Origin of the sequence: Enterorhabdus sp. P55 (assembly GCF_009911695.1) — a bacterium.
Lineage (GTDB): Bacteria > Actinomycetota > Coriobacteriia > Coriobacteriales > Eggerthellaceae > Enterorhabdus.
The window spans coordinates 1-22281 of record NZ_QWKK01000038.1 but is presented as its reverse complement, the minus strand read 5'-3'; the positions used below and the strand labels follow the sequence as shown (position 1 = coordinate 22281).

18 protein-coding genes are annotated in these 22281 nt (G+C 66.6%); 9 read left to right on the top strand and 9 right to left on the bottom strand.

The window, feature by feature from the left end; all coding sequences use genetic code 11:
• The 4 genes from D1643_RS05525 to D1643_RS05510 all read right to left on the bottom strand — a co-directional run.
• Positions 1–238 (bottom strand): hypothetical protein (locus D1643_RS05525; RefSeq protein ID WP_160709443.1); only part of this gene is annotated, 238 nt, incomplete at its 3' end.
• A 123-nt stretch (positions 239–361) separates the two neighbouring features.
• The gene (locus D1643_RS05520; RefSeq protein WP_160709441.1) at positions 362–1681 is read right to left on the bottom strand and encodes a GntP family permease; all 1320 of its coding nucleotides are present in this window, start codon (positions 1679–1681) and stop codon (positions 362–364) included.
• A 211-nt stretch (positions 1682–1892) separates the two neighbouring features.
• Positions 1893–2636 carry a 4Fe-4S dicluster domain-containing protein gene (locus tag D1643_RS05515; protein WP_160709439.1) on the bottom strand — a complete coding sequence of 248 codons (744 nt, stop codon included), beginning with the start codon at positions 2634–2636 and terminating at the stop codon, positions 1893–1895.
• Between the two features lie 31 nt (positions 2637–2667).
• Positions 2668–5289, bottom strand: coding sequence for a molybdopterin-dependent oxidoreductase (locus D1643_RS05510; RefSeq protein ID WP_160709437.1), 2622 nt, complete (start codon positions 5287–5289; stop codon positions 2668–2670).
• 425 nt (positions 5290–5714) lie between these two features.
• Between D1643_RS05510 and D1643_RS05505 the strand changes: the two genes are divergently transcribed.
• Positions 5715–6656 (top strand): LysR family transcriptional regulator, encoded by a 942-nt coding sequence (locus D1643_RS05505; RefSeq protein ID WP_160709435.1) that lies wholly within the window; start codon positions 5715–5717, stop codon positions 6654–6656.
• Positions 6657–6976: 320 nt separating this feature from the next.
• On the opposite strand, the gene D1643_RS05500 is transcribed toward D1643_RS05505, so the two are convergent.
• Positions 6977–8467, bottom strand: a complete 1491-nt coding sequence (locus D1643_RS05500; RefSeq protein WP_160709433.1) for a helix-turn-helix transcriptional regulator — start codon at positions 8465–8467, stop codon at positions 6977–6979.
• A gap of 251 nt (positions 8468–8718) precedes the next feature.
• Between D1643_RS05500 and D1643_RS05495 the strand changes: the two genes are divergently transcribed.
• The 5 genes from D1643_RS05495 (at position 8719) to D1643_RS05475 (ending at position 14676) form a co-directional block, all read left to right on the top strand.
• Complete coding sequence (locus D1643_RS05495; protein WP_201750984.1) at positions 8719–11334, top strand: molybdopterin-dependent oxidoreductase; 2616 nt, start codon at positions 8719–8721, stop codon at positions 11332–11334.
• The gene (locus tag D1643_RS05490) at positions 11335–11889 is read left to right on the top strand and encodes a 4Fe-4S dicluster domain-containing protein (protein WP_160709429.1); all 555 of its coding nucleotides are present in this window, start codon (positions 11335–11337) and stop codon (positions 11887–11889) included. It begins immediately after the preceding gene.
• Positions 11886–12767, top strand: a complete 882-nt coding sequence (locus D1643_RS05485; RefSeq protein ID WP_160709427.1) for a DmsC/YnfH family molybdoenzyme membrane anchor subunit — start codon at positions 11886–11888, stop codon at positions 12765–12767. Before D1643_RS05490 ends, D1643_RS05485 begins: the two co-directional genes overlap by 4 nt.
• A gap of 54 nt (positions 12768–12821) precedes the next feature.
• Complete coding sequence (locus D1643_RS05480; protein ID WP_160709425.1) at positions 12822–13394, top strand: molecular chaperone; 573 nt, start codon at positions 12822–12824, stop codon at positions 13392–13394.
• Positions 13395–13929: 535 nt separating this feature from the next.
• Positions 13930–14676, top strand: a complete 747-nt coding sequence (locus D1643_RS05475) for a YitT family protein (RefSeq protein WP_160709423.1) — start codon at positions 13930–13932, stop codon at positions 14674–14676.
• A gap of 300 nt (positions 14677–14976) precedes the next feature.
• Here D1643_RS05475 and D1643_RS05470 read toward each other — a convergent pair whose 3' ends face one another.
• The 4 genes from D1643_RS05470 to D1643_RS05455 all read right to left on the bottom strand — a co-directional run bounded on the left by D1643_RS05470 (position 14977) and on the right by D1643_RS05455 (position 17922).
• On the bottom strand, positions 14977–15819 hold the full coding sequence (locus D1643_RS05470; RefSeq protein WP_160709421.1) for a hypothetical protein: 843 nt from the start codon (positions 15817–15819) through the stop codon (positions 14977–14979).
• The gene (locus tag D1643_RS05465; protein WP_160709419.1) at positions 15812–16891 is read right to left on the bottom strand and encodes a ComEC/Rec2 family competence protein; all 1080 of its coding nucleotides are present in this window, start codon (positions 16889–16891) and stop codon (positions 15812–15814) included. Before D1643_RS05465 ends, D1643_RS05470 begins: the two co-directional genes overlap by 8 nt.
• A 94-nt stretch (positions 16892–16985) precedes the next feature.
• Positions 16986–17363: a DUF86 domain-containing protein gene (locus D1643_RS05460; protein ID WP_160709417.1), complete on the bottom strand. Its 378-nt coding sequence runs from the start codon at positions 17361–17363 to the stop codon at positions 16986–16988.
• Complete coding sequence (locus D1643_RS05455) at positions 17344–17922, bottom strand: nucleotidyltransferase family protein (RefSeq protein WP_160709415.1); 579 nt, start codon at positions 17920–17922, stop codon at positions 17344–17346. The genes D1643_RS05460 and D1643_RS05455 overlap by 20 nt, the downstream gene beginning before the upstream one ends.
• A 294-nt stretch (positions 17923–18216) precedes the next feature.
• On the opposite strand from D1643_RS05455, the gene D1643_RS05450 reads away from it, so the two are divergent.
• The 3 genes from D1643_RS05450 (at position 18217) to D1643_RS05440 (ending at position 22172) form a co-directional block, all read left to right on the top strand.
• Positions 18217–19662: an LCP family protein gene (locus D1643_RS05450; protein ID WP_236643400.1), complete on the top strand. Its 1446-nt coding sequence runs from the start codon at positions 18217–18219 to the stop codon at positions 19660–19662.
• Between the two features lie 127 nt (positions 19663–19789).
• Complete coding sequence (locus tag D1643_RS05445) at positions 19790–21505, top strand: RNA-binding domain-containing protein (protein ID WP_255478051.1); 1716 nt, start codon at positions 19790–19792, stop codon at positions 21503–21505.
• Positions 21506–21704: 199 nt separating this feature from the next.
• Entirely contained in the window at positions 21705–22172 is a 468-nt protein-coding gene (locus D1643_RS05440) for a universal stress protein (RefSeq protein ID WP_160709411.1), read from the top strand.
• Positions 22173–22281 lie beyond the last annotated feature (109 nt).

Here is a 22281-nt window from a genome sequence, read left to right as displayed (position 1 = left end):
CCGCAGGGGCGGCCGGGGCGCCAGGGGCCTTGGGGGTGCCGGGGGCGCCCGGCGCGGCCGGGGCAGCCGGGGCGCCGGTCGGCAGCGGCGTGGAGCCGTTGAGGTACGGCGTGAAGTCGCACTTGCAGAACGGGCAGGCCTTCAGCTCGATGCCGCCCATGGCCTGGATGGTCTTGCCGCACTCGGGGCACTTGGCCGGCCCGGCGGAGGCGCCGGTGTCAGCAGGTCTAAAACACATGGTGGTTCTCCTCAGTCGATCAGGGGACGGGGGCCGCGAGGGCCCGAGAGAGGCCGGCCGGAACCGCAGGGGGCTTGGAGGACGCCCCGCCTGCGACCCGGCCGGTCAGGCAGTGCGTGGCTCCTAGTAGATGCCGACGGTAGCCATGAGGATCATGACCACGAGGGCGCACAGGCCGGCGCCGATGGAGATGGCGGCGATGTGCTTGTAGGAGTTCTTGTGGTTCAGGCCCATGGCGGCCATCATGCCGAACATGGCGCCCGAGTTGGGCAGCGCGCCGCCGATGGTGGCGGAGGTGGCGATGATCTTCGCGAGGGCCGCGGGATCGACGCCGGTGGCCAGGTAGGGCTCCAGGAAGTTCTGGGCGACGATGCCCACCGCGCCCGAGCCGGAGCCCATGATGCCGCCGAGGGCAGCAGCCATGGTGGCGGCGGAGACGTAGGTGCCGCCCGGCATGTTGAAGATGGCCTCGTAGATGACGGTGAAGCCCACGGAGGCAGCGGCCACGGTGCCCACGCCCACGGCAGCGGAGGTGAACACGGCCGGGCCCACGCCGGCGACGGCGCCCTTGCCGAGCGCGTCGCGAACGGAGGGCACGTACTTGAAGAAGCACACGATGGAGGCGATGATGCCGGCCAGCATGCCGATGTAGACGACGTTCTTCATACCGGTGGCGGAAAGGCCGATGATGACGCCGATCAGCACGATCAGCGGCAGCAGCGACAGGAACAGGTTCGGCAGGTCCTTCTGCTCCTCGACGGCCACGTCGTCGGCGTCGGCCACGAAGGTCTCGCCCTTGGCCTCAGCGCGCTTGAGGGCGAACTTGATGTAGATGCAGCTCACCACGATGGCGATGATGGAGCCCACGACGCCCATGATGGGGGCGGCGGTCAGGGACACGCCGCAGCCGTTGGCGGCGTTGATCCAGGCCACGGCCGGCACGCCGGGGATCATGGCCATGGTGAACGAGCAGGCGCCCAGCGTCCACGCGGCGCAGAACAGGTGCCACGGGATGTTGCACTCGCGGAACATCGGGCGCGCCAGCGGGATGAGGGCGAACATGGCGACGAACATCGAGATGCCCGCGTAGGTGAGCAGCGCGCCGACGGCGGCGATGCCCAGGAGCACGAAGTACGGGCTCTTGGTGCCCACCTTCGCCATGATGGCCTGGGCGATGGCCTTGGCGGCGCCCGACTTGTCCATGAACTCGCCCATGATGGCGCCGCCCATGAAGATCAGCAGGTTGCCGCGGATGAACCCGGCCAGGCCGGTGACGTAGGACTTCTCGGCGCCCACCATGGAGTTCATGATGTCCATGCCGTTAGTCAGAGCGATGATGATGGCCGTGACGATGGACGTGATGAGCACGTTCCAGCCGCGCATGGCCGCGATGACGAAGAAGACGAGACCGGCGACGATGCCGATGACTCCTATCCACTCCATTTCTTTTCCCCTTTCAGGTTGATGCTGATTTCCCCTAAGCCCACTTCCGGGTCCTCCAAGCCAGCAAGTGGACGTAGATGGTGGAACTCGTGCCCGCGCCAGGTCCCTCGCCTAGCGCGGAACGGGAGGTGGGGCCGAGGGGCTACGCTCAGAAGCTGCGCAGCCTTCGCTTCGCCCCTCGGCCCCACCTCCCTGGCCGTCGTCAGACGACTTACGCCATATCGTTACGGGTGGCGCGCATGAGCTCGACATTGCTGTCGAACTTCATCTGCAGCTTGTCGCGGCGGATGGTGCCCTCATCGAAGGTGGTGAGGTCCTCCTCGCTCTCGAACATGGTGCCCAGGTCGCCGCGCTGCTGGTTGAGCGCGATGGCCTCGTCCACCGGGTACGGGATGAGCTGCTTCTTCTCGCGCGGGTTCCAGACGAGATAGGCCGGCTTAGTGGCGTCCGGGGAGGGCATGCCCTCGCAGTAGCGCACATCGCCGTACTTCTCGATGAGCTGGTCGAGCGGGCCGAAGTCGAAGGCGCGCAGCGGGCAGCTCAGGGTGCAGAGGGGCTGCTGGCCGTCGGCCAGGCGGTCGACGCACATGGTGCACTTGCTCATCTTGGCCGTCGGCTCGTCAGTGGCGAACTTCGGCGCGCCATAGGGGCACGCGTCGTAGCACTTGCGGCAGCCGGTGCACTTGTCCTGGTCCACCAGGACCGCGCCGAACTCGTCCTCCTTGTAGAGGGCGCCCGACTCGCACACCTTCACGCACGAGGGATCCTCGCAGTGCGCGCAGGGGAACGCGAGCGCGTGCAGGCGGATGTTCGGGAACGTGCCCTGCTCCCACTCGTAGACGGTCATCCACTTCTCGGCGCCGGGCTCAAGGCCGTTCCAGTCCTTGCAGGCAATGCTGCAGGCCTGGCAGGCGTAGCAGCGGTTCATGTCGAAAAAGAATCCGTACTGGGTCATTGTCTGTTTCCTCCTCTCGAAGTCTTCGCCACTAGGCCGTGGCGGCCGCGTCGCGGGCGCCGTCCTTCTTGGCCAGGGCATCGCGGGTGCCAATGGCGACCGATGCGCCGCGCATGCCGCCGCGCTCGGCCTCGGAGCCGTAGCCCTCGGCGTCGCCGTCGGCCACCTTCTCAACGTTGATGAGGCCGGCGATGATCAGCGCGCCCAGGATGTGGGGCAGGTGGCCGTCATCGAGGAAGATGTTCGGCGTACCGCGCATATCCTGGCCAAAGGCGTTCATCTCGCTCGTCTCGCCGTTGGTCTGGTACCAGCCGCCATGGTGGATGGCCGCGGTGCCGGGCATGCAGCGGTTGGTCACGTAGGCCGTGAGGATGGCCTCGCCGCGATCGCTGTAGACGCGGCAGACGTCGCCGTCCTTGATGCCGCGAGCCTGGGCGTCCACGCCGGAGATCCACACGCCGTGGCGGTAGACGTCCTCGCGCATGAACGGGTTGTTGTCGTTGGAGGAGTGCTGTCGGTAGATGGACACCGGGGTGACCAGCGACAGCGGATAGTCCTTGACCTTCGGGTTGTAGAAGCCGTCATTGGAGGCCGTGGAGATGTCACCCTCGACGTAGCTCGGGCTCCACACCGGCATGGCCTCGTACTGGCCGCGCCAACGGGTCTCGGTCATGTCGTTGTTCTTCACGAAATTGGACACGAACTCGACCTTGCCCGACGGCGTGAGGAACGGGCTGTCGCCACGTTCCATGACGTTCTTGAAGGGATAGTACGGCACGTCGATCTCGGTGCGGACGACCGGATTCGCGTTGAACTCCTCCCAGGTGGGGCGCTTCTCGTAGCCGAGGTAGGCCATGACGGTCTCGTTGTCGGCCCACTTCTCGAAGGCCTCCTTGTAGATGGCCTCCTGGGCGTCAACCCACTTCTCCACCGGAACGTCCTTCATGCGGGGGTTGTAGCCCTCGACGACCTCATCGCCCAGACGCTTGGCGATCTCAGTCCACACCCACTCCTTGGAGCGGACCTCGCCGGGGAAGTCGCAGCCACGGGCGCAGAAGGTGAAGTAGTTGCGCATGCCGTTCGGGCCGCTCACGAAGCGCTGATGGCCGTACATGTACTCGTCCATGCCCTCGAGCTGCCACACCGGCGCCGGCAGGATGATGTCGCAGAGCTCGGCGGTGGGCTGGTTCACGTGCCACTGGAAGCCCCAGTTGAACTCCGTGTCGGCCATGCCCTGGAAGCGACGGTTCACGTTCGAGTGGTTGTTGGCGTAGTTGTTCTCGAAGATGATCATCTGGATGTTGGGCAGCGGGCTGTCGTTGGTCGGCGAGCCGATGCGATGACGGAACTCGTCCTCGCTCATGCGGCCCTCCCAGTAGTCCTTCTGCGACGCCAGGATCTCGGTCAGGCAGTTGTTGTTGAACAGCACCGGCACCGTGTAGTCGCCCGGATTGCGGCCGAAGTCGGCGCGAGGCGCGGGCACGCGGCCGGGGGTGGGCAGGCAGGCGCCCGACTCGCAGCCGCCAGCGCAGGCGACGTTGCCGGTCATGGCCTGGAGCAGCATGGCGGCAGCCGCGCTGTAGTCGCCCAGGTGGCGCTTGGCGCAGGAGTAGAAGTACTGCAGATGCACCGGCTTCTCGGTGCCGTAGAGACGCGCGAACTCGCGGATGGTCTCAGCCGGCACGGCGGTGATGGGGGCAGCCCACTCGGGGGTCTTCTTGATGCCGTCCTCGCCCTCGCCCATGACGTAGGCGCGCCACTCCTCGAAGCCATCCTTCTCGACCCACTCGTCGACGAACTCGTGGTCGATGAGATCCTCTTCATAGAGCACCTGGGCCACGGCCAGCATCATGGCCAGGTCGGTGCCGGGGCGAATGGGAATCCACTGATCGGCGAGGATCTCGGCGGACTGGGTGTAGCGCGGGTCGATGACGATGGTCTTGCAGCCGTACTCATGGGCCAGCTGCATGTAGTAGGACGTCGGTCCAAACCAGGCGACCACCGGATCCATGCCCCACATGATGAAGAGCTTGGAGTTGAAGATGTCCGAGGCCTCGAAGCCCGGCAGGTTATCCGCGACGCCGCGAGCGCACTTGGGCATGTCGACGCCCAGGTGGAACATCTCGCCAGCCGCATGGCCCGAGCAGGAGTGCTCGCCCCACGCGCCGAAGCCCGCCTCCCACCAGGGAGCCAGGGGGAAGCCGTTCTTCTCGAAGCTGGGGTACTGGGAGTGGAAGATGCCGTAAGGGCCGTACTTGCCCTTGATCTCGATCATCTTCTCAGCGATGGTGTCGAGGGCCTCTTCCCAGCTGATCTGCACGAAGTAGCCGTTGCCAGGGCCCTTCTTGCCGACGCGCTTCATCGGATGGAGCAGGCGCGTCTCGGCGTAGAGCTCCTTCTTCCAGGAATGGCCCATGGCGCAGGGGCGCATCTGAACGTTGCCCTTCCAGATGTTCTCCCAGCCGCAGTCCTCGCGACTGTCGTTCTTGTTAACGGAGTCGTCGGGCTCGACGGCAATGAGCTTGCCCTCCTTCAGATGGCACCTCAGAACGCATGCGGAGTCCCAGCATCCGTTCGCCGGGCAGGACGTGTAGAAGATGCGCTCACCTTCGCGACGCTCCCGGCTGGCCTCGATGATTCCCTGTTTGTCCATCGATTCCTCCTCGTCTTTCCTCTTCGTGACACTCAAGGCTTGGGAGTTGATCGACGGTTCTTGTGGGCCCCCTCGGCGACGCAACCCCCTATCGCCTGTGCCTCGATCATAGGAAGGTGGAGGTAATTGCTACTACGTCAGTCACCGATTGCCCGTTCGACTTCCTTGCAGGGGTTGCAAAGGAATTCGGACATGTAAGCGTTTGTTGCAGGTTCGGGCAAAAAGAACTTCACCGATTCGGTAAAGGCACCTGGACTAACTCCAAGCGCGCAGTGTTTAATCTACTCGGTATACTCAAACGCAGGCGCCACCGGCACGACGCAATGCCGAGGAGCCGCCCCCGTTGCCCACCGGACAGCCCAGGCGGCGTTGGCTCGCGCCCGTCAATCGCGACCCTGCATCCATGAGGGGGGGGGGCAGCAAGCATGCTGTTCGACGACGTTGAGGTCCTGCTCGTTCTCTCGAAGGCCAAGAGCCTGTCCCAGGCAGCCGACCAGCTCTACATGTCGCGCCCCGGACTCTCCCAGAAGATAGCCAGCATCGAGAAGAAGTTCGGCACGTCGCTCATCAACCGCTCGTCGTCCGGCATCTCGCTTACCCAGGCCGGCAAGGTGGTGGTGAAGTTCGCCCAGAACGTAGCGGACATGGAACGCGTGCTGGCCTCGCAGATCGCCGCCATCGACGAGCACTTCCCCGCCAGCCTGACCGTCGGCATGAGCTTCGCCGACGGGGTGGCGCTGCTGCCGCGCCTGGTGGCCGAGTACGTGGAGCAGGTGCCGAGCGCCCGCGTCCACCTGGATGCCGGCTACGAGCCCGACCTGGTGCAGAAGCTGAAGGACGGCGAGCTGGACTTCGCCATCCTGGAGAACCAGCCCATGGAGCCGGGCATCGTCAACGAGGTGCTGGGCTACAAGAAGCTCGTGTTCCTGGCGCCGGACAAGCCGCCCTACAACCAGGCCATCTACCCCGTGCCGGTGGAGACGCTGCTCAAGTGGCCCATGATCGTGTACGAGTGGCATTCCGGGCGGCATATGGTGGGCAATCGCCACTTCCGCGAGCGCTACGGCATATCGCTGCGCGAGCACAACATGGTGGGCTGCTTCGACACGCACGAGGCCATGGTGGAGGGCGTGAAGGCGGGACTGGGCTGGGCCACACTGCCCGAATGCATCGCGCACCGCTACCGCAACGAGCCCGGCGTCGTGCGCTTCAAGGTGGCCACCGATACCATGTGGTACCCCGTGTCGCTGACCTGGCCCTCCGAGGCGCCACGCTCGGACGAGGCCCGCGCGTTCGCCGAGTTCGTGGCCGCTAACATCCCCGAGGGCTACTTCAGCCGCAGCGCCGAGGCCGTGCTGAACTCGTAGGGTGCGGAGGCGCGGGGGCGCCCAGCCCGGCGGGGGTCACGGGGGGGGGCGCCGGGCTGCGGGGGTCGCCCAACCAGGCGGGGATCACGGGGCCGTGGGAGGTCGCCGGAGGCGGGCGGCTCCCGCAAACTGCACAGTTTTTGCGACTTTGCGACAATTTCGCCGCTAATCCGGCGCCTTTCCACGCACACCCCGAGTCCGCGAAGAGGCCTCGCCGCCCCGCCGCTCCTGTGACCTGGGAATACGTCGGAGCTTCCCGCTCGCCGAGAGCGCGGCTTGTCGCAAAGTCGCAAAAACTGTGCAGTTTACCCGACGACGAGCTACACGGCACCCGCCTCAACGAGATCGAGCAGCTCCTGCTTGGTGTGGACGCCCATCTTCTGGTAGATGCGCCGGCGGTGACTCGACACCGTGCCCGCCGATATGAAGAGGGACTTCTGGATATAGGCCGTGTCCCGCCCGCGAGCCAGCAGGAGGAACACCTCCGTCTCCCGTGGGGAGAGCCCGTAGCGCTCCGCCATGGCCGCCAGCTCCCCGTCATCGGCCACAGCGCCTGCCGCGCTCCTTCCGTCCGAAGCAGGCGCAGACGCGCCGTCGGCATCGGGCAGCGCCTCCCCCGTCGCCACGCGGAGATCGTGCTCGGGAAGCACGAACAAGTAGGACACCAGCAAAATGACGATGGCAGCCACCACCATGCTCCCCATGGCGTCCACCGACACATGGTAGGGATCGGGCCATAGGTGCCGCACGACGAAGAGCGACCCGGCGTACCCAAACCAGTAGAGCGCGAACTCAACCGCGAAGACGCGCCCCGCCGGCGTCTTAGAGCAGCAGGCGATGCGAGGCGCGAAGAGCCAGAACACCAGCTGGAACCCCAGGCGCCCCACCAGGGCGCACGCATAGGCCACCAGCGGCGAGAGCTCTTGCAGGAAGGCGGAGAGCCCGCCGATGACCAGGAACAGCGGGATGAGCCGGTAGATGCTGCGCAGCGAGGTGCGTGGCAGCACCGCCAGGCCCAAAGCAACGAGGCACACGGCCGCCGTCACGCAGGTGCGCAGCAAAAGCAGCAGTCGATCCGACTCGCTCGCGCCACCGATGACCGAGAACTCCATGGGCATCGAACAGAACACCGACGCCACGGCAAACAGCAGGAACGCCACGGACGCCCGAGCGATGAAGCCGGCCTCCACCCGCTCCGCCCCGCCGGCGCGCATGTCACTGCCCGCCCGCTGCGCGAGCGAGCCTTCCGAGGCCGCCCGGCAGCGGCGCAGCTTCATCAGGGCCAGGCAGGAAGCCGGCCCAGCCAAGGCGGCCAGCACCTGATAGGCCGGGGCGAAGAGCCCGGCGCCCGTGTTGAGCACAGCCGCGAGAAAGAAGCCCGCGATGATCGAGAACAGCCCCTCCTCGCGCCAGCGCACCCCCAGCGCACAGCCCCACTGAACGGTCATGAGGGCGACGCCCACGCTCGCGCAGATGGCAAACGGCCCGGCCAGCTCCCCCCAGCCGCCCACGGAGAGGGCCGCGTAGGACAGGGCGCCCAGCGCCATGCAGGCCGCGCCCAGCGCGGCGGCGATATCCGACCGGAAGAAGGCCGGCCTCCTGACAAGCGCGACGGATGCCACCAGGAAGGCGAGCAGAAAGCTGTACGCATCGTAGGCGCTGTTCGCCATGGTGGCCTGGGGCTGGGGCAGCACGTGGTTCGAGACGAAGAAGATCGAGATATAGAGCCGGTAGAAGGTGAAGCCCAGCGTGGCAAGAGCAAACTCTCGCCATCGCCATTCCTCGTGCCGGTACTTCCCTCCCGGGATCATCGTCAGTCCTGCCTCCCCCTTGAGCCTGCCTCCCCCTCCGTATTGTAAGGGGCCACGTCGACGAACCCTCTTCGGAGCAGGGCGAAAATAGGCCCGCGAACTCAAAATCATACGTCCTGATGACACGGTCTCCCCTTTTCACATGTCGTGATGATACCTCCGACCTCCCCTCTTGGATGAAGCTGGAGCCGCGTCCCCGCCACGACGGGCGGAGACGAAGAGCGGTTCACCGAATGAGAAGGAGGGAAATCGTGGAAGAGAGGAACGCACCGAGGGAGATCGTCCCCCTGAGCCGTCGCCGCTTCCTCCAGTGGAGCGCGGCGATAGGCGCCGCGGGGTGCGCGGCCCAAGCGGGCTTCGGCGCCTTCCGCCCCCTGAAGGCTCAGGCCGAGGAGCCCAGCGGGGAATGGCGCAACGCCTCGTGCTGGTTCGACTGCGGCGGAAACTGCGTCAACCAGGCCTACGTGAAGGACGGCACGGTGCTCTACCAGCGCACCGACGTGAGCGGCGACGACACGCCCGACATGCCCCAGCAGCGCGGGTGCCACCGCGGGCGCTCCATGCGCACGCTCGTGTTCGGGGCCGACCGTCTGAAGTACCCCGTGAAGCGCAAGCACTGGGAGCCCGGCGGCGGTGACCGCTCCCTTCGCGGCTGCGACGAGTGGGTGCGCATCAGCTGGGACGAGGCGCTCGACCTCATCGCCGCCGAGACCAGGCGCATCGTGGACACCTACGGCAACACGGCCATCCTGTCGTCGGAGCGCAGCGGCCCCGGGCGTTTCTTCAACGCCATCGGGGGATCGACCACCATGTGGTCGTGCTGGTCCTCGGGCGGCTTCTACTGGACGTCGCAGAAGATGGTGGGCGGCGGGTGGCCACGCCATGCGCTCACGCTCTCCGACCGCTTCGAGTACTACGACTCCAACCTCATCGTTCTCTGGGGCCACAACCCCGTCTGGTCGAGCCAGGGAAACCCCATCCTCACGTTCCTGGAGGCCAAGCGCCGGGGAGCCCGCATCATCGTGGTCGACCCCATCTACCACGACTCGGCCAAGGTGCTGGCCGATGAGTTCGTGCCCGTGCGCCCCTGCACCGACGCCGCCCTCCTGCTGGGCATCGCCCATGAGATGATCAGCAACAACCTGCAGGATCAGGCGTTCCTCGACACCTACACCATCGGATTCGACGCCGACCACATGCCTGCCGGCGCGAACCCCGAGGACAACTTCAAGGACTACGTGCTGGGCACCTATGACGGCGTGCCGAAGACCGCCGCGTGGGCCAGCGAGATATGCGGGACGCCCGTCGAGCAGATCAAGTCCCTCGCCTACGAGATGGCCACCACCAAGCCCATGGCCCTCACCTGCAGTCGCGCGCCAGCCCGCACCGCCAACGGCGACCAGTTCGCCCAGGCATTCCTCACGGTGGGATGGATGACAGGCAACGTGGGCAAGCGCGGCGCCATGGTGGGGCACGTGGTCACCTCCAACGTGGGGTCAGGCACGGGCGGCCCTTGGCTCATCAGCGGCGGCGCCACCAAGGTTCCCGCCATCAAGAACCCGGTGAGCCCCTACGAGTACTACACCATCGACCCGGCCGATACCTCCGACTGGACGTGCATCAACCACTCCGAGATCTGGGACGCGGTCATCGACGGCGAGTACCATGCCGGCGCGCGCGGCGTGCTCCCCATCAACATCCAGATGATCAACCACATCGGGCGAGGCGCCACGCTCAACCAGTCCCCGGCGACCAAGCGCGGCATCGAGGCCCACCGCAAGGTGGAGTTCGTGGTGGCCAGCGGCTACCACATGAACACGAACTGCCGCTACGCCGACATCGTCCTGCCCGCCTGCACCCGCTGGGAGGAGCCGGGCGACACCCTCCTCTACACGAAGACCAACCGCGAGACCATGCTGTCGGCCCAGCAGATCTGCGAGCCCCTGTTCGAGGCGCGCACCGACGCGTGGATCGACGAGGAGCTGGCCGCCCGCATGGGCGTCGACCGCGCGCTCATCAACCCCCTCTCGCTTGAGCAGGTGGGATGGAACCGCATCAGCGGAGCCACCGTGGTGCTGGAGGACGGCGTGACCAAGGCACCGCTGTTCACCCTGGAGGCCGACGACATCCCCGAGGGCGTCGAGGGCAAGCCCCAGGAGGGCACGTTCTCCTACAAGCAGTTCCTCGAGGACGGGTTCTGCCGGGTGGAGCGCCACGAGGGCGACAACTACGGCTACACCGCGCTGAAGGACTTCGTGGACGACCCGGTGGCCAACCCCCGCCCCACTCCTTCCGGGAAGCTGGAGATCTACTGCCAGGGCATCGTCGACTTCGTCGACGCGGTGGGCTTCACCAAGAAGTCGCCCATCGCCAAGTACGAGGTGCCTGCGGAGGGATACGAGGACACGCTGGCCGACTGGGAGACGAAGGAGCCGGGCGAGTTCCCCTTCCAGCTGGTGACGCTGCACTGCCTGCGCACCGTGCATTCCTCGTTCGACAACGTTCCCTGGACGCGCGAGGCGCACCCCAACGACTTCCAGATGAACAGCGCCGACGCCGCACGGCTCGGCATCGAGAAGGGCGACACCGTCCTCATCCGCAGCCGCTGGGGCTCCTGCCTGCGTCGCGCCGACGTGAGCGAGCGCATCATGCCGGGCGTGGTCAAGCTGGACGAGGCCACCTGGGTCGACGTAAACGAGGAGACGGGCATCGACCGGGCCGGCTGCGCCAACTACCTGGTAGGGCCCCTCAAGTCCGGATCGGGCATCCAAGCCTGGAACAGCTGCAACGTCAGCGTCGAGAAATGGGACGGCGAGGCGCTCGATCCCGACTGCCTGTGGCCGCAGCGTATCGTGGAGGTGGGATAAATGGCTCAGAAAGGCTTCTACTTCGACATGACGTCATGCACGGGCTGCAAATGCTGCCAAGTGGCGTGCAAGGACGTCAACAACCTGCCCGTCGGGCGGTTCTTCCGCGAGGCCCGCGACTTCGAGGGCGGCACGTTCCCCCACATGTGGGCGGCCACCGTATCGATGGGATGCAACCACTGCGACAACGCGCCCTGCGCAGCCAACTGCCCCACCGGGGCCATCAGCAAGGATCCTGAGACGGGGCTGGTCATCCAGGACCGCGCCCGCTGCATCGGATGCCGCATGTGCGAGTGGTCATGCCCCTACGGCGCCCCCTCCTGGGACGAGGCGGAGAAGCGCATGGGCAAGTGCGACGGGTGCAAGGAGAAGTTCCTCGACAAGGGCATGGAGCCCGCCTGCGTGGGCGCCTGCTCTACCCGGGCGCTGCGCTTCGGCGACATCGACGAGCTGCGACGACAGCACCCCGACGCCGTGAGCGACCTCTCGGTGCTGCCCCCGTCCTCGCTCACCCACCCCAACTACCTGACGACTCCGAAGGAGGCTTTGCGATGAGCTACGAGTGGCCCCTCCTCATCTTCACGTTTCTGACCGCCGCCTCCGTGGGAGCATTCATCTGCGGGGGAGGCGCCCGGCTGCTCATCGAGCACGCCGGCGGCGACGTGAGCGCATCCGAGCGCCGCTTCCCGGCGGCCGCCTTCTTCGGCGGCTGCGCCCTCGTGCTGGCCGCGGGGCTGGCAGCGTCGATGGCGCACCTCGGCTCCATCCTGGGCGCGCCGACGGCCCTTCTGAACGTGGGCAGCTCGTGGCTCTCCCGCGAGGTGCTCATGGGAGCCCTCTCCCTCGCGTGCATGGCCGTCACCGCCCTGATGGCCTGGAAGGCGAGCGGCAGCGCCGTCACCATCTCCTGGGCCGTCTCGGCCGTGGTGGCCGTCGGATTCCTGGCCAGCGCGGGCAACGCCTACCTGCTGCCCACCATCCCCTATTGGAACACGCCCGCCACGCCGCTGGGGCTCATCATCGGCTCCCTCATGGCCGGATGCGCCGTGGCGTCAACCGTCACGCTGTCCCTTGCGAGGGGTGACGAGGCGGCACGCGGCCGTGCCATCGGCTTTGCCGTGGCCGGCGCGGCGCTGCTCGGGCTTCTGGGATTCGCGACGGCCTTCGGCTTTGGGCTGGCAGGCGCCGAGGGGCCGGCCGGCGTGGCGTCCATCGCCCTGGCCACGGGCGTCCAGGCGCCCCTGCTGCTGGCCGAGGCCGTCTGCGGAGCCGCTGGCGCCGGCCTCCAGGCGGCCGGGGCGCTGATCGCCGGGCGAGCGGGCTCCGAGGGATTGGGGCGCGGGCTGTCCCTGGCGGGATGCGCGCTGGTGGTCATCGCCCTGCTGCTCGCCCGCGCGCTGTTCTACTCCTGCTCCGTCAACCTTCAGTATTAGCCAACCGGGGGCGCCGAGGCGAGGCGCCCCCCCTCTTTGGCGAAAGGACGCGCCATGGATAACGATGCCAACCTCACGGTCCGCGAGGCGGTTGCCCACCTGAGATTCCTCTCCCAGGCGCTGCGCCAGGCGCCCACCGGGGAGATGATGACGGCGCTGCTCGGGCAGCCCGCGACCGAAGCCGAGGCGGCTGAGGCGGCCCGCGACTTCCAGCACCTGCTCGAGGGGCCGGAGAAGCCGCTCTGCCCGCCATGGGAGTCGGCCTGGATGAGCGAGGACGACCTGCTCTTTCAGCGGGAGACCCTCGAGGTGCGCTCCTGCTACCGGCGCCATGGGCTCGCGATTGCGGGCGCGGGACGGGAGCCCGAGGATCACATCGCCTTCGAGCTGGCTTTCTGCGCTTTCTTGTTGGATGGCCTCGCTAACGCCGAGGACGAGGAGGAGGCGCGCTCCCTGAGCGCGGATCTCCGCGCCTTCCACGAGGAGCACCTTAGGCGCTGGGGTGTGGGATGGGCGCGCTCGCTGGCCGAGCGGGCCCACACGCCCTACTGGCGCGAGCTCGCCGCGCTGCTCGCGGAGGAGCTTACCGCGCTGGAGGCGCTTCTTGGGAGCGAGCTGGGCCGGTAACCGGGCGCGGACGCGGGCGGGGTCGCCGGGCGGCCGGGGGTGAGCCGGGGCCGGGGTAGTCGGGCGGCCGGGGTAGCCGGGGCGCAGCTGGGTGTCAGGGGCCGAGGTGCCGCCGGGGTAGCCGGGGCCGGGGTCGCCGGGGCGACTCGGACGACCGGGGTGCCACCGAGGCAGCGGATCCCGCCCTTCCCGACGGCGTGATGCGACAAACTGCACGGTTTTTGCGACTTTGCGACAGTCCGGCCCCGATTTCGGCGCTCGCGACGACCACGCGCAGCGGCCCCTCACGAGACGCCTTCCCGCGACCTGCGGAAACGTCCCGACCGCGTGCCGCCTGGCGCGGACACCTGTCACAAAGTCGCAAAAACCGTGCAGTTTGCCCCCCAGGACCAAGCGGCGCCTATGCCGCCTGCCGGTGAGGGCCGATCGGGCAGAGCGGCTTGGTGCTACACTTCTGGCTATGGGACACTTCAAGACGACATGGGGCGCGCGCTTTGGCGGCGTCCGCGCTAACTTCTGCCTGCGGATATTGATCATGACGACAGGCGCCATCCTGGTGGCGCTGGGCATCGCGCTCTCGAAGCACTCGTGCATGGGAACGGCAGCCATCTCGTCGATGCCGGCCGTGTTTACTGACGTATCAGCTGCCCACGGCGCCGAATGGATGACCATGGGCGCGTGGACCTTCGTGTTCAACCTTCTGTTCCTGCTGGCGGAGATCGTCTTGCTCCGTGGCGAGTTCAAGCCGATCCAGGTGCTGCAGCTGCCCCTGTTTCTCGTCCTGTCCATCGCGGTGGACGCGTGGCTTTGGGCGCTCTCGTTCGTGCCGGCCGACAGCTACCCGCTGCAGGCAGTGTTCCTGGCCCTCTCCATCATCACACTCGCGCTGGGCATCAACCTGCAGCTGGCTCCCGATCTGGTGATGTGCCCCGCAGACGCCATCGTCCAGGTGGTGTCGTACGTATCGGGCCGACCCTTCCCGAAGTGCAAGGTGATCATCGACGTCACGCTGATGTCCGTAGCAGCGGCGGTCTCGTTCGCGGCCCTCGGCGGCTTGCACCAGGTGCGCGAGGGCACCATCATCGCTGCGTTGCTGGTCGGCCGCGCCGTGGGCCTGTGGGGTCGCGTGCTCAAGCCCACGCTGGCGTGGCTGATCCCTCCGTCGCCGCGCACGTTCATCGCGCCGCTCATTCCGAAAGACGGCACGCGAGCGCGAAACGCGAGCAACCGCATGGTCGTGGAAGACGCCGAGGCGCAGGCGCAAGGAGCCGCGGCGCACTAGCGCGAGGCGACGCAAGCCGAGATGCCGAGGCGGGCGGCCCGAGGCCGATGGCCGCAGGAACGCAAAGGCACCCGAACCTTTTTGCGCAAAGCTCTGCTGCAGATTGGACAAAAACGACGACTTGACGACAAGAACTCGCCGACCTCAGGCATCCTTGCCGCTTGGCGGATCTGCCCGCTTTTGCGACCTGGGCAAACATGCAACGACGCCCGGCATGAGAGTCACCGAGCGTCGTCAGATCGTCATTTTTGGCCAATTTAGGACGCCGTTTCGCACAACCCCATCTCACGCCGACGGCCATCAGCCGGGGCTACAGACCTTGCAGGGAGCGTATCCCTTCGCGCGAGCGTCGGCATAGTCGATGGGGATCTTGCTCTTGCTGAGGTGGCGGCAGCCATCGCGGTGATACTTCTCGCCCGTATTGGTAACGTAGACCGTGTGCGTGCTCTTCTGCGCTGCCGCGGCTTCCTCCTGGGCCTTGCGCTGGGCCTCTGCCGCCGCAGCTGCAGCCGCAGCCTCCTGGGCCTTGCGCTCCTCCTCCGCAGCCTGGGCCTCCGCCGCAAGGCGGGCCTCCTCGGCAGCACGCGCCTCCTCGGCAGCCCGGGCCTCGGCGGCGGCCTTCTCTGCAGCTGCGGCCTCCATCGCCTCACGGTCGACCTTTGCGGCCAGCACGACCTCCTGGCCCTCCTCTCCGTCATAGACGCAGCTGGCCGACGTGGGCACGCAGAGGTACGCGTCATCGTAGGGCGCGTCGGCCTCGACGGAGAAGCGGTAGGTGCCCGGATCACAGCTCAGGTCGTAGACATGCCCCGGCAGAGCCCGGTACTGGCGCGAGAAGTCCTCGCCGTCGGCCCCCTCGCCCTCCACCTTTACCACGAGGGGCACGTCCTGGAACTCATCGTCGTCCAGGTTCACCGTGAAGGTAAGCCGCGGATCAGGCGCGGCCTCCCCGCCTGATCCGGTCTGCGCCAGGCTCTGCTTCCCGCCATCAGCGGCAGGAGACTCCGGCTGGCATCCAGGCAGGCAGGCCGCCCCCACGCACAGCACGAGCGCCAGCGCGACGGCCGACAGGGGCCGGCGGACGGCGGGCGCCCCCTTCCCGAAGATGGAGGCCGGTAGCCGCGCGTTGCGCTTCCTACTCATCGATCGCTCCCTTCGTCGTAAGGACTATGCCGTCGCCAGCGGAGACGGCCAAGATGTCACCGCCCTGGTCGGTACGCAGAACGCTCGCTCCCTGGGCTGTCAGGCGCCTAAGCACCTCGTCGGTCGGATGCCCATAGGAGTTGCCTCCCACCGATATGACCGCATGCTGCGGGGCGACGGCCGCCAAGAAGGCGGGCGACGAGGCACCAGCCGAGCCATGGTGTCCTACTTTCAGTACATCGGCGCGCAGGTTGGCACCGGAGGAGAGCAGGTCGGACTCCTCCTCGTGCTCGGCATCGCCGGTGAAGAGGAACGAGTCGTCGCCGTGGTCGATGCGCAGCACAAGCGAGTTGTTGTTGTCATCTGACGCTGGATGCACGGGCCCGAGGAAGGTGACGCGCGCCGCGCCCAGGCTGAAGCTGTCGCCCGGTGCGGGGATGGTGATGGGAACGCCCTGGCGACCGAGCCGCTCGCAAAGGCTGCGCCAGGTGCGCGTGTCCGATTCGGCAGTGGGGCTGTAGAAGGTGCCGCAGGCGGCTGCCTCGAGCGCGCCGGAGATGCCGCCGGCGTGGTCGGCGTCGGGGTGGGTGGACACGAGGTAGTCGAGCCGCGCGACGCCGAGGCGCCGCAGCACGGAATAGACGGTTGACGACGCCTGGGGAGGCCCCGCGTCGATGAGCAGCCACTGGTTGTCGCAGCTGATGAGCGCGCAGTCGCCCTGCCCAACGTCGATGAAGCGCACCTTGAGAAGCGACGCATCAGGGGCAGGCGCGGAAGCGGCGTCGCCCGTGCCGGCGAGGGGCGCGGACGAATCTGCGGCGCCCTCGCCCGCGTCTACGCCGGAGGGCGCGTCGCTCGCAGGGGCCTCGACCTCCTCTGCCACCTCCACCGCGCGCTCGACGCGCGGCTCCGGCGCGGCACCACCGGACTCCCCCGAATCTCCGCCCGCCGCGCATCCGCCGAGCGCCAGCAGGCCAGCCGCAACAACCAGCGCCGCAATACGTAAACGCGTCTTTACAAAGCGCCCCAAGCGCACGTCATCACCGCCCCGCGGCGCGCCGAGAAGAACCATGGGATCCCCTCTCGATTCAGCCGTCTCCCCTGCTCAACGACCCTCCCTTACCAAGGATGCTACCCTATCCCCCGTTTCGGCACAACTTCGAAGGCTATTCGAGGTCAACCCCGACATCATCGCAATACCGGCGGCACGAGCTCAGCAGCGCATCGAACTCACGCTCGATGACCGCCCATATTATCTCCGCGTCAACATCTCCGTAGGCATGCGCCAGACGATTGCGAACCCCCGACGCGCCTGCGGTGTTGAACCCATACGAGCTCGCCAGTTCGTCATCCAGGCGCCCGACCTCCTCCGTCACGCGAAGAACCCGATTCATGAATCCCTCGGCCAGCACCTCATCCTGATCATTCCCCGGATGAAGAAAACGCGCCTTATCAAATGACAAGGCTCCAAGCTGGCGCTGCGTCTGGACGATAACATCGTAAATCTCCTGGATACGTGCAAGGTCAGTCGGTTTTGCGCTCATATACGAGCACCTTCTCTCGGTCGATAGCTGCTGCAAGCGCTTCGTTCGCCACATCGGCGGCCGACACTACGTCGCATTCCCTCCCCGTCTCCTGCTGCACGATCTTCGCAAAGTGACTCAGCTCGCGGAGGGTGAACCCCTCCCCCCGGTCAATCACAAGACGCACATCGACATCACTCCCCGCCGTTTGCGACCCACGTGCGAACGAACCGAAGAGGTAGGCACGCTCGATAGCCGGGAAGAGTGACGCGGCCTCGGCAACCGCCTCCCTCACCTTCTGCGCCTCCCGCGCCGCCGAAACGGGCGCCTGGAGAAGCGCCGATAAGTCATCGAGAAGGGCCCGGTACTCGCCAACGCGCGCATCCGCGCCTTCGCACCCGCCCTCGTCGCCGCCACGCTGCAGACCCTTCTTGATAAGGAAGAGGTAGGCATCGGTTTTTCGCACGCCGTGCTCCCGCGCGAAGCCATCCACCTCGTCCGCCAGATCCGCAGGAACGCGCAGAGAAACCGGCACCCGGCGTTGAGCGCCTATCGCAGAGGAAATGTCGCTATGCCGCATGGCTCCCCCTTCCATTCGCAAAGTAATACCATTTGTCATACATATTGTATTACGAATTGTATTATACATGGGTCACCTCCCGCGAAAACCCCTCATGCAGACGGGCTGGCTTCAACGTGGAAATGGCGTGGGATCGGGGCGAGCGTGGTAGGATGGGGATGACGAGAGGCCAGCGACGTCGGGGGACGCGCGGCCGAGCGCACGCCGGCGAGCGAGCGCCACTACGGATCCACGGCGTCGCGACCTAGGCGCGCCCGACCCATCGAGGAGGCAAGGCGCCCCGCGCCGAACGCTATGGCGAGCAACAATCCCAGACACAACGCCCAAGCAGGTCGTCGACATACCCCGCAGCGCGGGGGCGCTCCCGCCGGAGGCCAGGGCATCCGCACCGGCCAGGGTATCCACTACCAGCCCTCGGGCAACGACGACGCCTTCTACGCCGACGGCAGCGGCTTCGACGGCGGACGGGCCGCCGGCACGCCCGGCAACCCACGCGCCCACGCCGGCGCAGGCGGCGCCCGCACGTCCGCCCACACCGTGCGCATGAACGTCGGCGACGGCGTTGGCAGCGCGGGAGGGCAGCAGCCGGGCCGCACCATCGCCATGCCTCCAGCCGGAGGGCGCGGCAGGCGGCGGGGCGGGGCGGCCCAGGCCCCAGCTGCCGGCATGGTGGCGCCCGGCACAGCCGCCAAGCGGCGCGGGAAGCACAAGAAGCTGAAGGTAGTGCTCGGCGTGATTCTGGCGCTCGCCCTGGTGGGCGGCGGCGCCTTCGCCTTCTGGATCGGCGCGCTCGACCGCGCGCTCGGGTTCAACACCGAGGCCGAGCGCCAGGCGCTGCTCGACAAGCTGGCCCCCACACGCGGCGACGATGCCTACTACGTGGCCATCCTGGGCAGCGACGCGCGCAAGGGAGACACCGCCAGCCGCAGCGACGTGACCATGCTCGCCCGCATCGACCAGAAGAACAAGGTGGTCGACCTCATCTCCATCCCCCGCGACACCATGGTGACCATCGAGGGCCACGGCACGCAGAAGATCAACGCCGCCTTCGCCTTCGGCGGCGCGCCCGGGGCCGTGGACTGCATCTCCGAATTCGCCGGCGTTCCCATCAGCCATTACGTCGAGGTTCACTTCGACGAGCTGAAGGATGTGGTAGACCTGCTCGGCGGCGTCACCGTCACGGTGCCCGAGAGCTTCAAGGCCGGGAACGGCGGCATGAGCTTCAGCGCCGGCGAGCAGCGGCTCAACGGCGAGCAGGCGCTGGCCTTCGCACGCGAGCGCTACAACGTGTCCGGCGGCGACTTCGGGCGCGCCCAAGCGCAGCGACTCATCATCATGGCCATCATTCAGCAAGTGCTCGACGCCCCGCCCACGCAGCTGCCCGGGCTCATCGGCGAGCTGGCCGGCTGCGTAACCACCGACTACTCCGTCACCGACCTCATCGGCCTGGCCACCAAGTTCCAGGGAAACGGGCTCGTGATGTACCAGGCTGCCTGCCCCAGCTACTCGCTGAGCCAAGGCGGCGTGAGCTACGTGGGAACCATGTTCGACGAGTGGCGCGCCATGATGAAGCGCGTCGACGCGGGCCTCGACCCCACGGACACGTCCGCCACCATCCCCGAGCCCCAGGCATCGAGCACCACGCTCGGCGCCGCTACCAACTCCGCCGCGCCCAAGGATTACCGGGCGCTCGCCGCCAAGGCCGGCCTGACCACCGACGACGTGGCCAGCGCGGGATAGTCTATTAGTTCAATAATTCGTTAGCGATAAGGACCCTGTATTCGTTATATATATAGGGCCCTTATCGTGTCAATTTGGGCTTATAATTTGTTAATAGTCTTACTTATAATGCGCGAAAGGCGATTTTATGAATGAAAATGATCTTATATTATTGCTTAATTCGCTCAATCGCCATTCGGAGAATGAGATTCTCGAGCTTAAGGAGGCCAAAGACTCATTTCGGATAAAGGACTTGGGGAAGTACTTCTCCGCGCTTAGCAACGAGGCCAACCTTCGCGGCGCTTCGAGCGCCTTCCTCGTATTTGGCGTGCAGAACGACGGCAAGACCTGCGGCACCTCGTTTCGTCGTGAGGCCCAGATGCCCAGCAAAGGACTCCAAAAGCTCAAGAAGGAGATCGCCGAGAACACCAACAACCGTATCACCTTCCGCGAGATCTACGAAATCGAGCATGAGGGAAAACGCGTTATCGTATTTGATATTCCTGCAGCAACGCGCGGCATTCCCACCCAGTGGGCAGGCGCCGCCTGGGCGCGCGAAGACGAGGATCTCGTCCCCCTTCCCATCAGCAAGATCGACGAGATCCGTCGGCAGCCGCCGGCGGACTGGAGCAGGCAGGTAGTCGAGGAGGCGACCCTGGCCGACCTCGACCCCGAGGCCATCAGCATCGCACGGAAAAAGATGCGCGAACGCTATGGCGACCGCGAGGGGATCATCGACGGGCTCGACGACAGCGAGCTGCTCGACAAGGCCGGCATCACTTTCCGCGGCAAGATCACCCACACCGCCCTGCTGCTCCTGGGAAAGCCGGAGTCCGCCAAGCTCATAGCCGGCTCGCTGCCGAAGATCACCTGGTCTCTCTACGAGGCCACCGGCACCGTGCGCACCTACCAGCACTTCGACCCGCCGTTCCTGCTGCGCATCGACGACCTGATGGCGAAGATCCGCAACGAGGAGATTCGGCTTCTCGCAGACCCCGACTCGCTCATCCCCCTCACCACCACCGAGTACGACGACTGGTCCCTGCGCGAACTGGTGGGAAACGCCATCGCCCACCAGGCCTACGACCGCGGTGGCAAGGTGAACATTGAGGAATTCCCTGACCGAATTTCGTTCCTCAACGAGGGCGGGTTCATCCCTGGCAGCCTTGAGAAGGCGCTCGAGCAGGGGTACAAACCGCCCTTCTACCGCAACCCCTTCCTCGTGGATGCCATGCTGAGCGTGAGAATGCTCGACCAGAACGCCATGGGCATTCGAACGATATGCGAGAAGGCGCGCGAGCGCGACATGCCGCTGCCGACCTACGATCTGTCGGATCCTCAGCGCGTCCGGGTTGACTTGCCCAACCACGAGATCAACCCGACGTACACCCACCTGCTGTTCGCGAACCCCGATCTCCCCATCCTTACCGTGCTTGCCCTCGACAAGGCGCAGAAGGGCCTGCCACTCGACGCCGACGAGCGCGCTGATCTCACGGCGCGCGGATTCATCGAGGGGGACGGCGGGGGACTCCGCCTTGTTGAGCCTCGCGCAAGGAGAGCCCCGTCGCCAAGCTCGCACGATACGGCTCCCGAGGCGAAGGCTCCCGCGCGTCTCCTCAGCAAGAGGGGGCTTGACGACCTCATCCGCCAGACGATCATCGACGAGCTGAGGGCCCGAGGGGCCGCCTCGCGCGTGGGCCTCACCGACGCCGTCAGTCGGCGGCTGCTGAACCTGGGGGCGCTGGGCGCAGACCTGAAGCCCGTTGACGGGAAGAAGATATACCGCCTCCTTCGATCGCTCGAGGAGGCAGGCGTCGTGCGAAGCGAGGGAAACACCCGAGCTACTAGGTGGATGCTCGTCTAGGGGAGCCTGCGGCCGACGCTTAAGCGCAGCCGCCCCCCCGTCGGCGGGGCCCCGTGCTCCGCTGGCTTTCCTAACCCGATTCGTCAACGAACGGGTTGCTGGGCGGCGGCGGGTTGGTGCCGATTCGCCTCGGAGGGCATCGCGGGTGCGCGGGCGGCATAGCATGACCTCAACGGCAGACGAGCCTTGGGAGGCCACCATGGTATTCACGAACATCCTGGTTGCGCACGACGGATCCGACCACGCGAAGGCGGCGCTCGAGATGGCGCGGCGCTTCGCCCTCGATGACGCGAACGTGCGCCTGCGCCTGCTGACCGTCGTCTTTCCCGCCGACGTCGACCCCGGCATGTACTACGACGGCACCATGGGCCCCGACGTGGAGAGCCTCGAGCTCGACCAGGAGATGGACAAGGCCGCTCAGGCCCGCGCGCTTGACGAGCTCCACGAGGCGGCCGCCATGCTAGAGGGCATCCCCGCCGACCGTATCGCCTGCGATGTCGAGCTGGCCCCCGCCGCTGCCGAGGCCATCGCCGCCTTCGCGAAGGGGCATGGCTGCGATCTCATCGTCATGGGACGTCACGCCAAGCGGGGCATCCTCGACTTCCTAGGCAGCACCGCCAAGGCCGTCATGCGCAAGACCGACCTGCCGGTGCTGACGGTGGAGTAGGAATAGCTTCCGGCTTTGACCTCCCCTTTTCTGGGTTGATTCGCGAAGTCAGCTGAACAGCCCACTTCATCCGTGAGATGTCGATGCGTTCTCGAACTTAACCTAATGC

What these genes read in the sequence shown, in the direction of transcription:
- D1643_RS05520 (WP_160709441.1), bottom strand. Translation starts at nt 1,681, where the DNA reads ATGGAGTGGATAGGAGTCATCGGCATCGTCGCCGGTCTCGTCTTCTTC.
- D1643_RS05515 (WP_160709439.1), bottom strand. Translation starts at nt 2,636, where the DNA reads ATGACCCAGTACGGATTCTTTTTCGACATGAACCGCTGCTACGCCTGC.
- D1643_RS05510 (WP_160709437.1), bottom strand. Translation starts at nt 5,289, where the DNA reads ATGGACAAACAGGGAATCATCGAGGCCAGCCGGGAGCGTCGCGAAGGT.
- D1643_RS05505 (WP_160709435.1), top strand. Translation starts at nt 5,715, where the DNA reads ATGCTGTTCGACGACGTTGAGGTCCTGCTCGTTCTCTCGAAGGCCAAG.
- D1643_RS05500 (WP_160709433.1), bottom strand. Translation starts at nt 8,467, where the DNA reads ATGATCCCGGGAGGGAAGTACCGGCACGAGGAATGGCGATGGCGAGAG.
- D1643_RS05490 (WP_160709429.1), top strand. Translation starts at nt 11,335, where the DNA reads ATGGCTCAGAAAGGCTTCTACTTCGACATGACGTCATGCACGGGCTGC.
- D1643_RS05485 (WP_160709427.1), top strand. Translation starts at nt 11,886, where the DNA reads ATGAGCTACGAGTGGCCCCTCCTCATCTTCACGTTTCTGACCGCCGCC.
- D1643_RS05480 (WP_160709425.1), top strand. Translation starts at nt 12,822, where the DNA reads ATGGATAACGATGCCAACCTCACGGTCCGCGAGGCGGTTGCCCACCTG.
- D1643_RS05475 (WP_160709423.1), top strand. Translation starts at nt 13,930, where the DNA reads ATGACGACAGGCGCCATCCTGGTGGCGCTGGGCATCGCGCTCTCGAAG.
- D1643_RS05470 (WP_160709421.1), bottom strand. Translation starts at nt 15,819, where the DNA reads ATGAGTAGGAAGCGCAACGCGCGGCTACCGGCCTCCATCTTCGGGAAG.
- D1643_RS05465 (WP_160709419.1), bottom strand. Translation starts at nt 16,891, where the DNA reads ATGGTTCTTCTCGGCGCGCCGCGGGGCGGTGATGACGTGCGCTTGGGG.
- D1643_RS05460 (WP_160709417.1), bottom strand. Translation starts at nt 17,363, where the DNA reads ATGAGCGCAAAACCGACTGACCTTGCACGTATCCAGGAGATTTACGAT.
- D1643_RS05455 (WP_160709415.1), bottom strand. Translation starts at nt 17,922, where the DNA reads ATGCGGCATAGCGACATTTCCTCTGCGATAGGCGCTCAACGCCGGGTG.
- D1643_RS05450 (WP_236643400.1), top strand. Translation starts at nt 18,217, where the DNA reads ATGGCGAGCAACAATCCCAGACACAACGCCCAAGCAGGTCGTCGACAT.
- D1643_RS05445 (WP_255478051.1), top strand. Translation starts at nt 19,790, where the DNA reads ATGAATGAAAATGATCTTATATTATTGCTTAATTCGCTCAATCGCCAT.
- D1643_RS05440 (WP_160709411.1), top strand. Translation starts at nt 21,705, where the DNA reads ATGGTATTCACGAACATCCTGGTTGCGCACGACGGATCCGACCACGCG.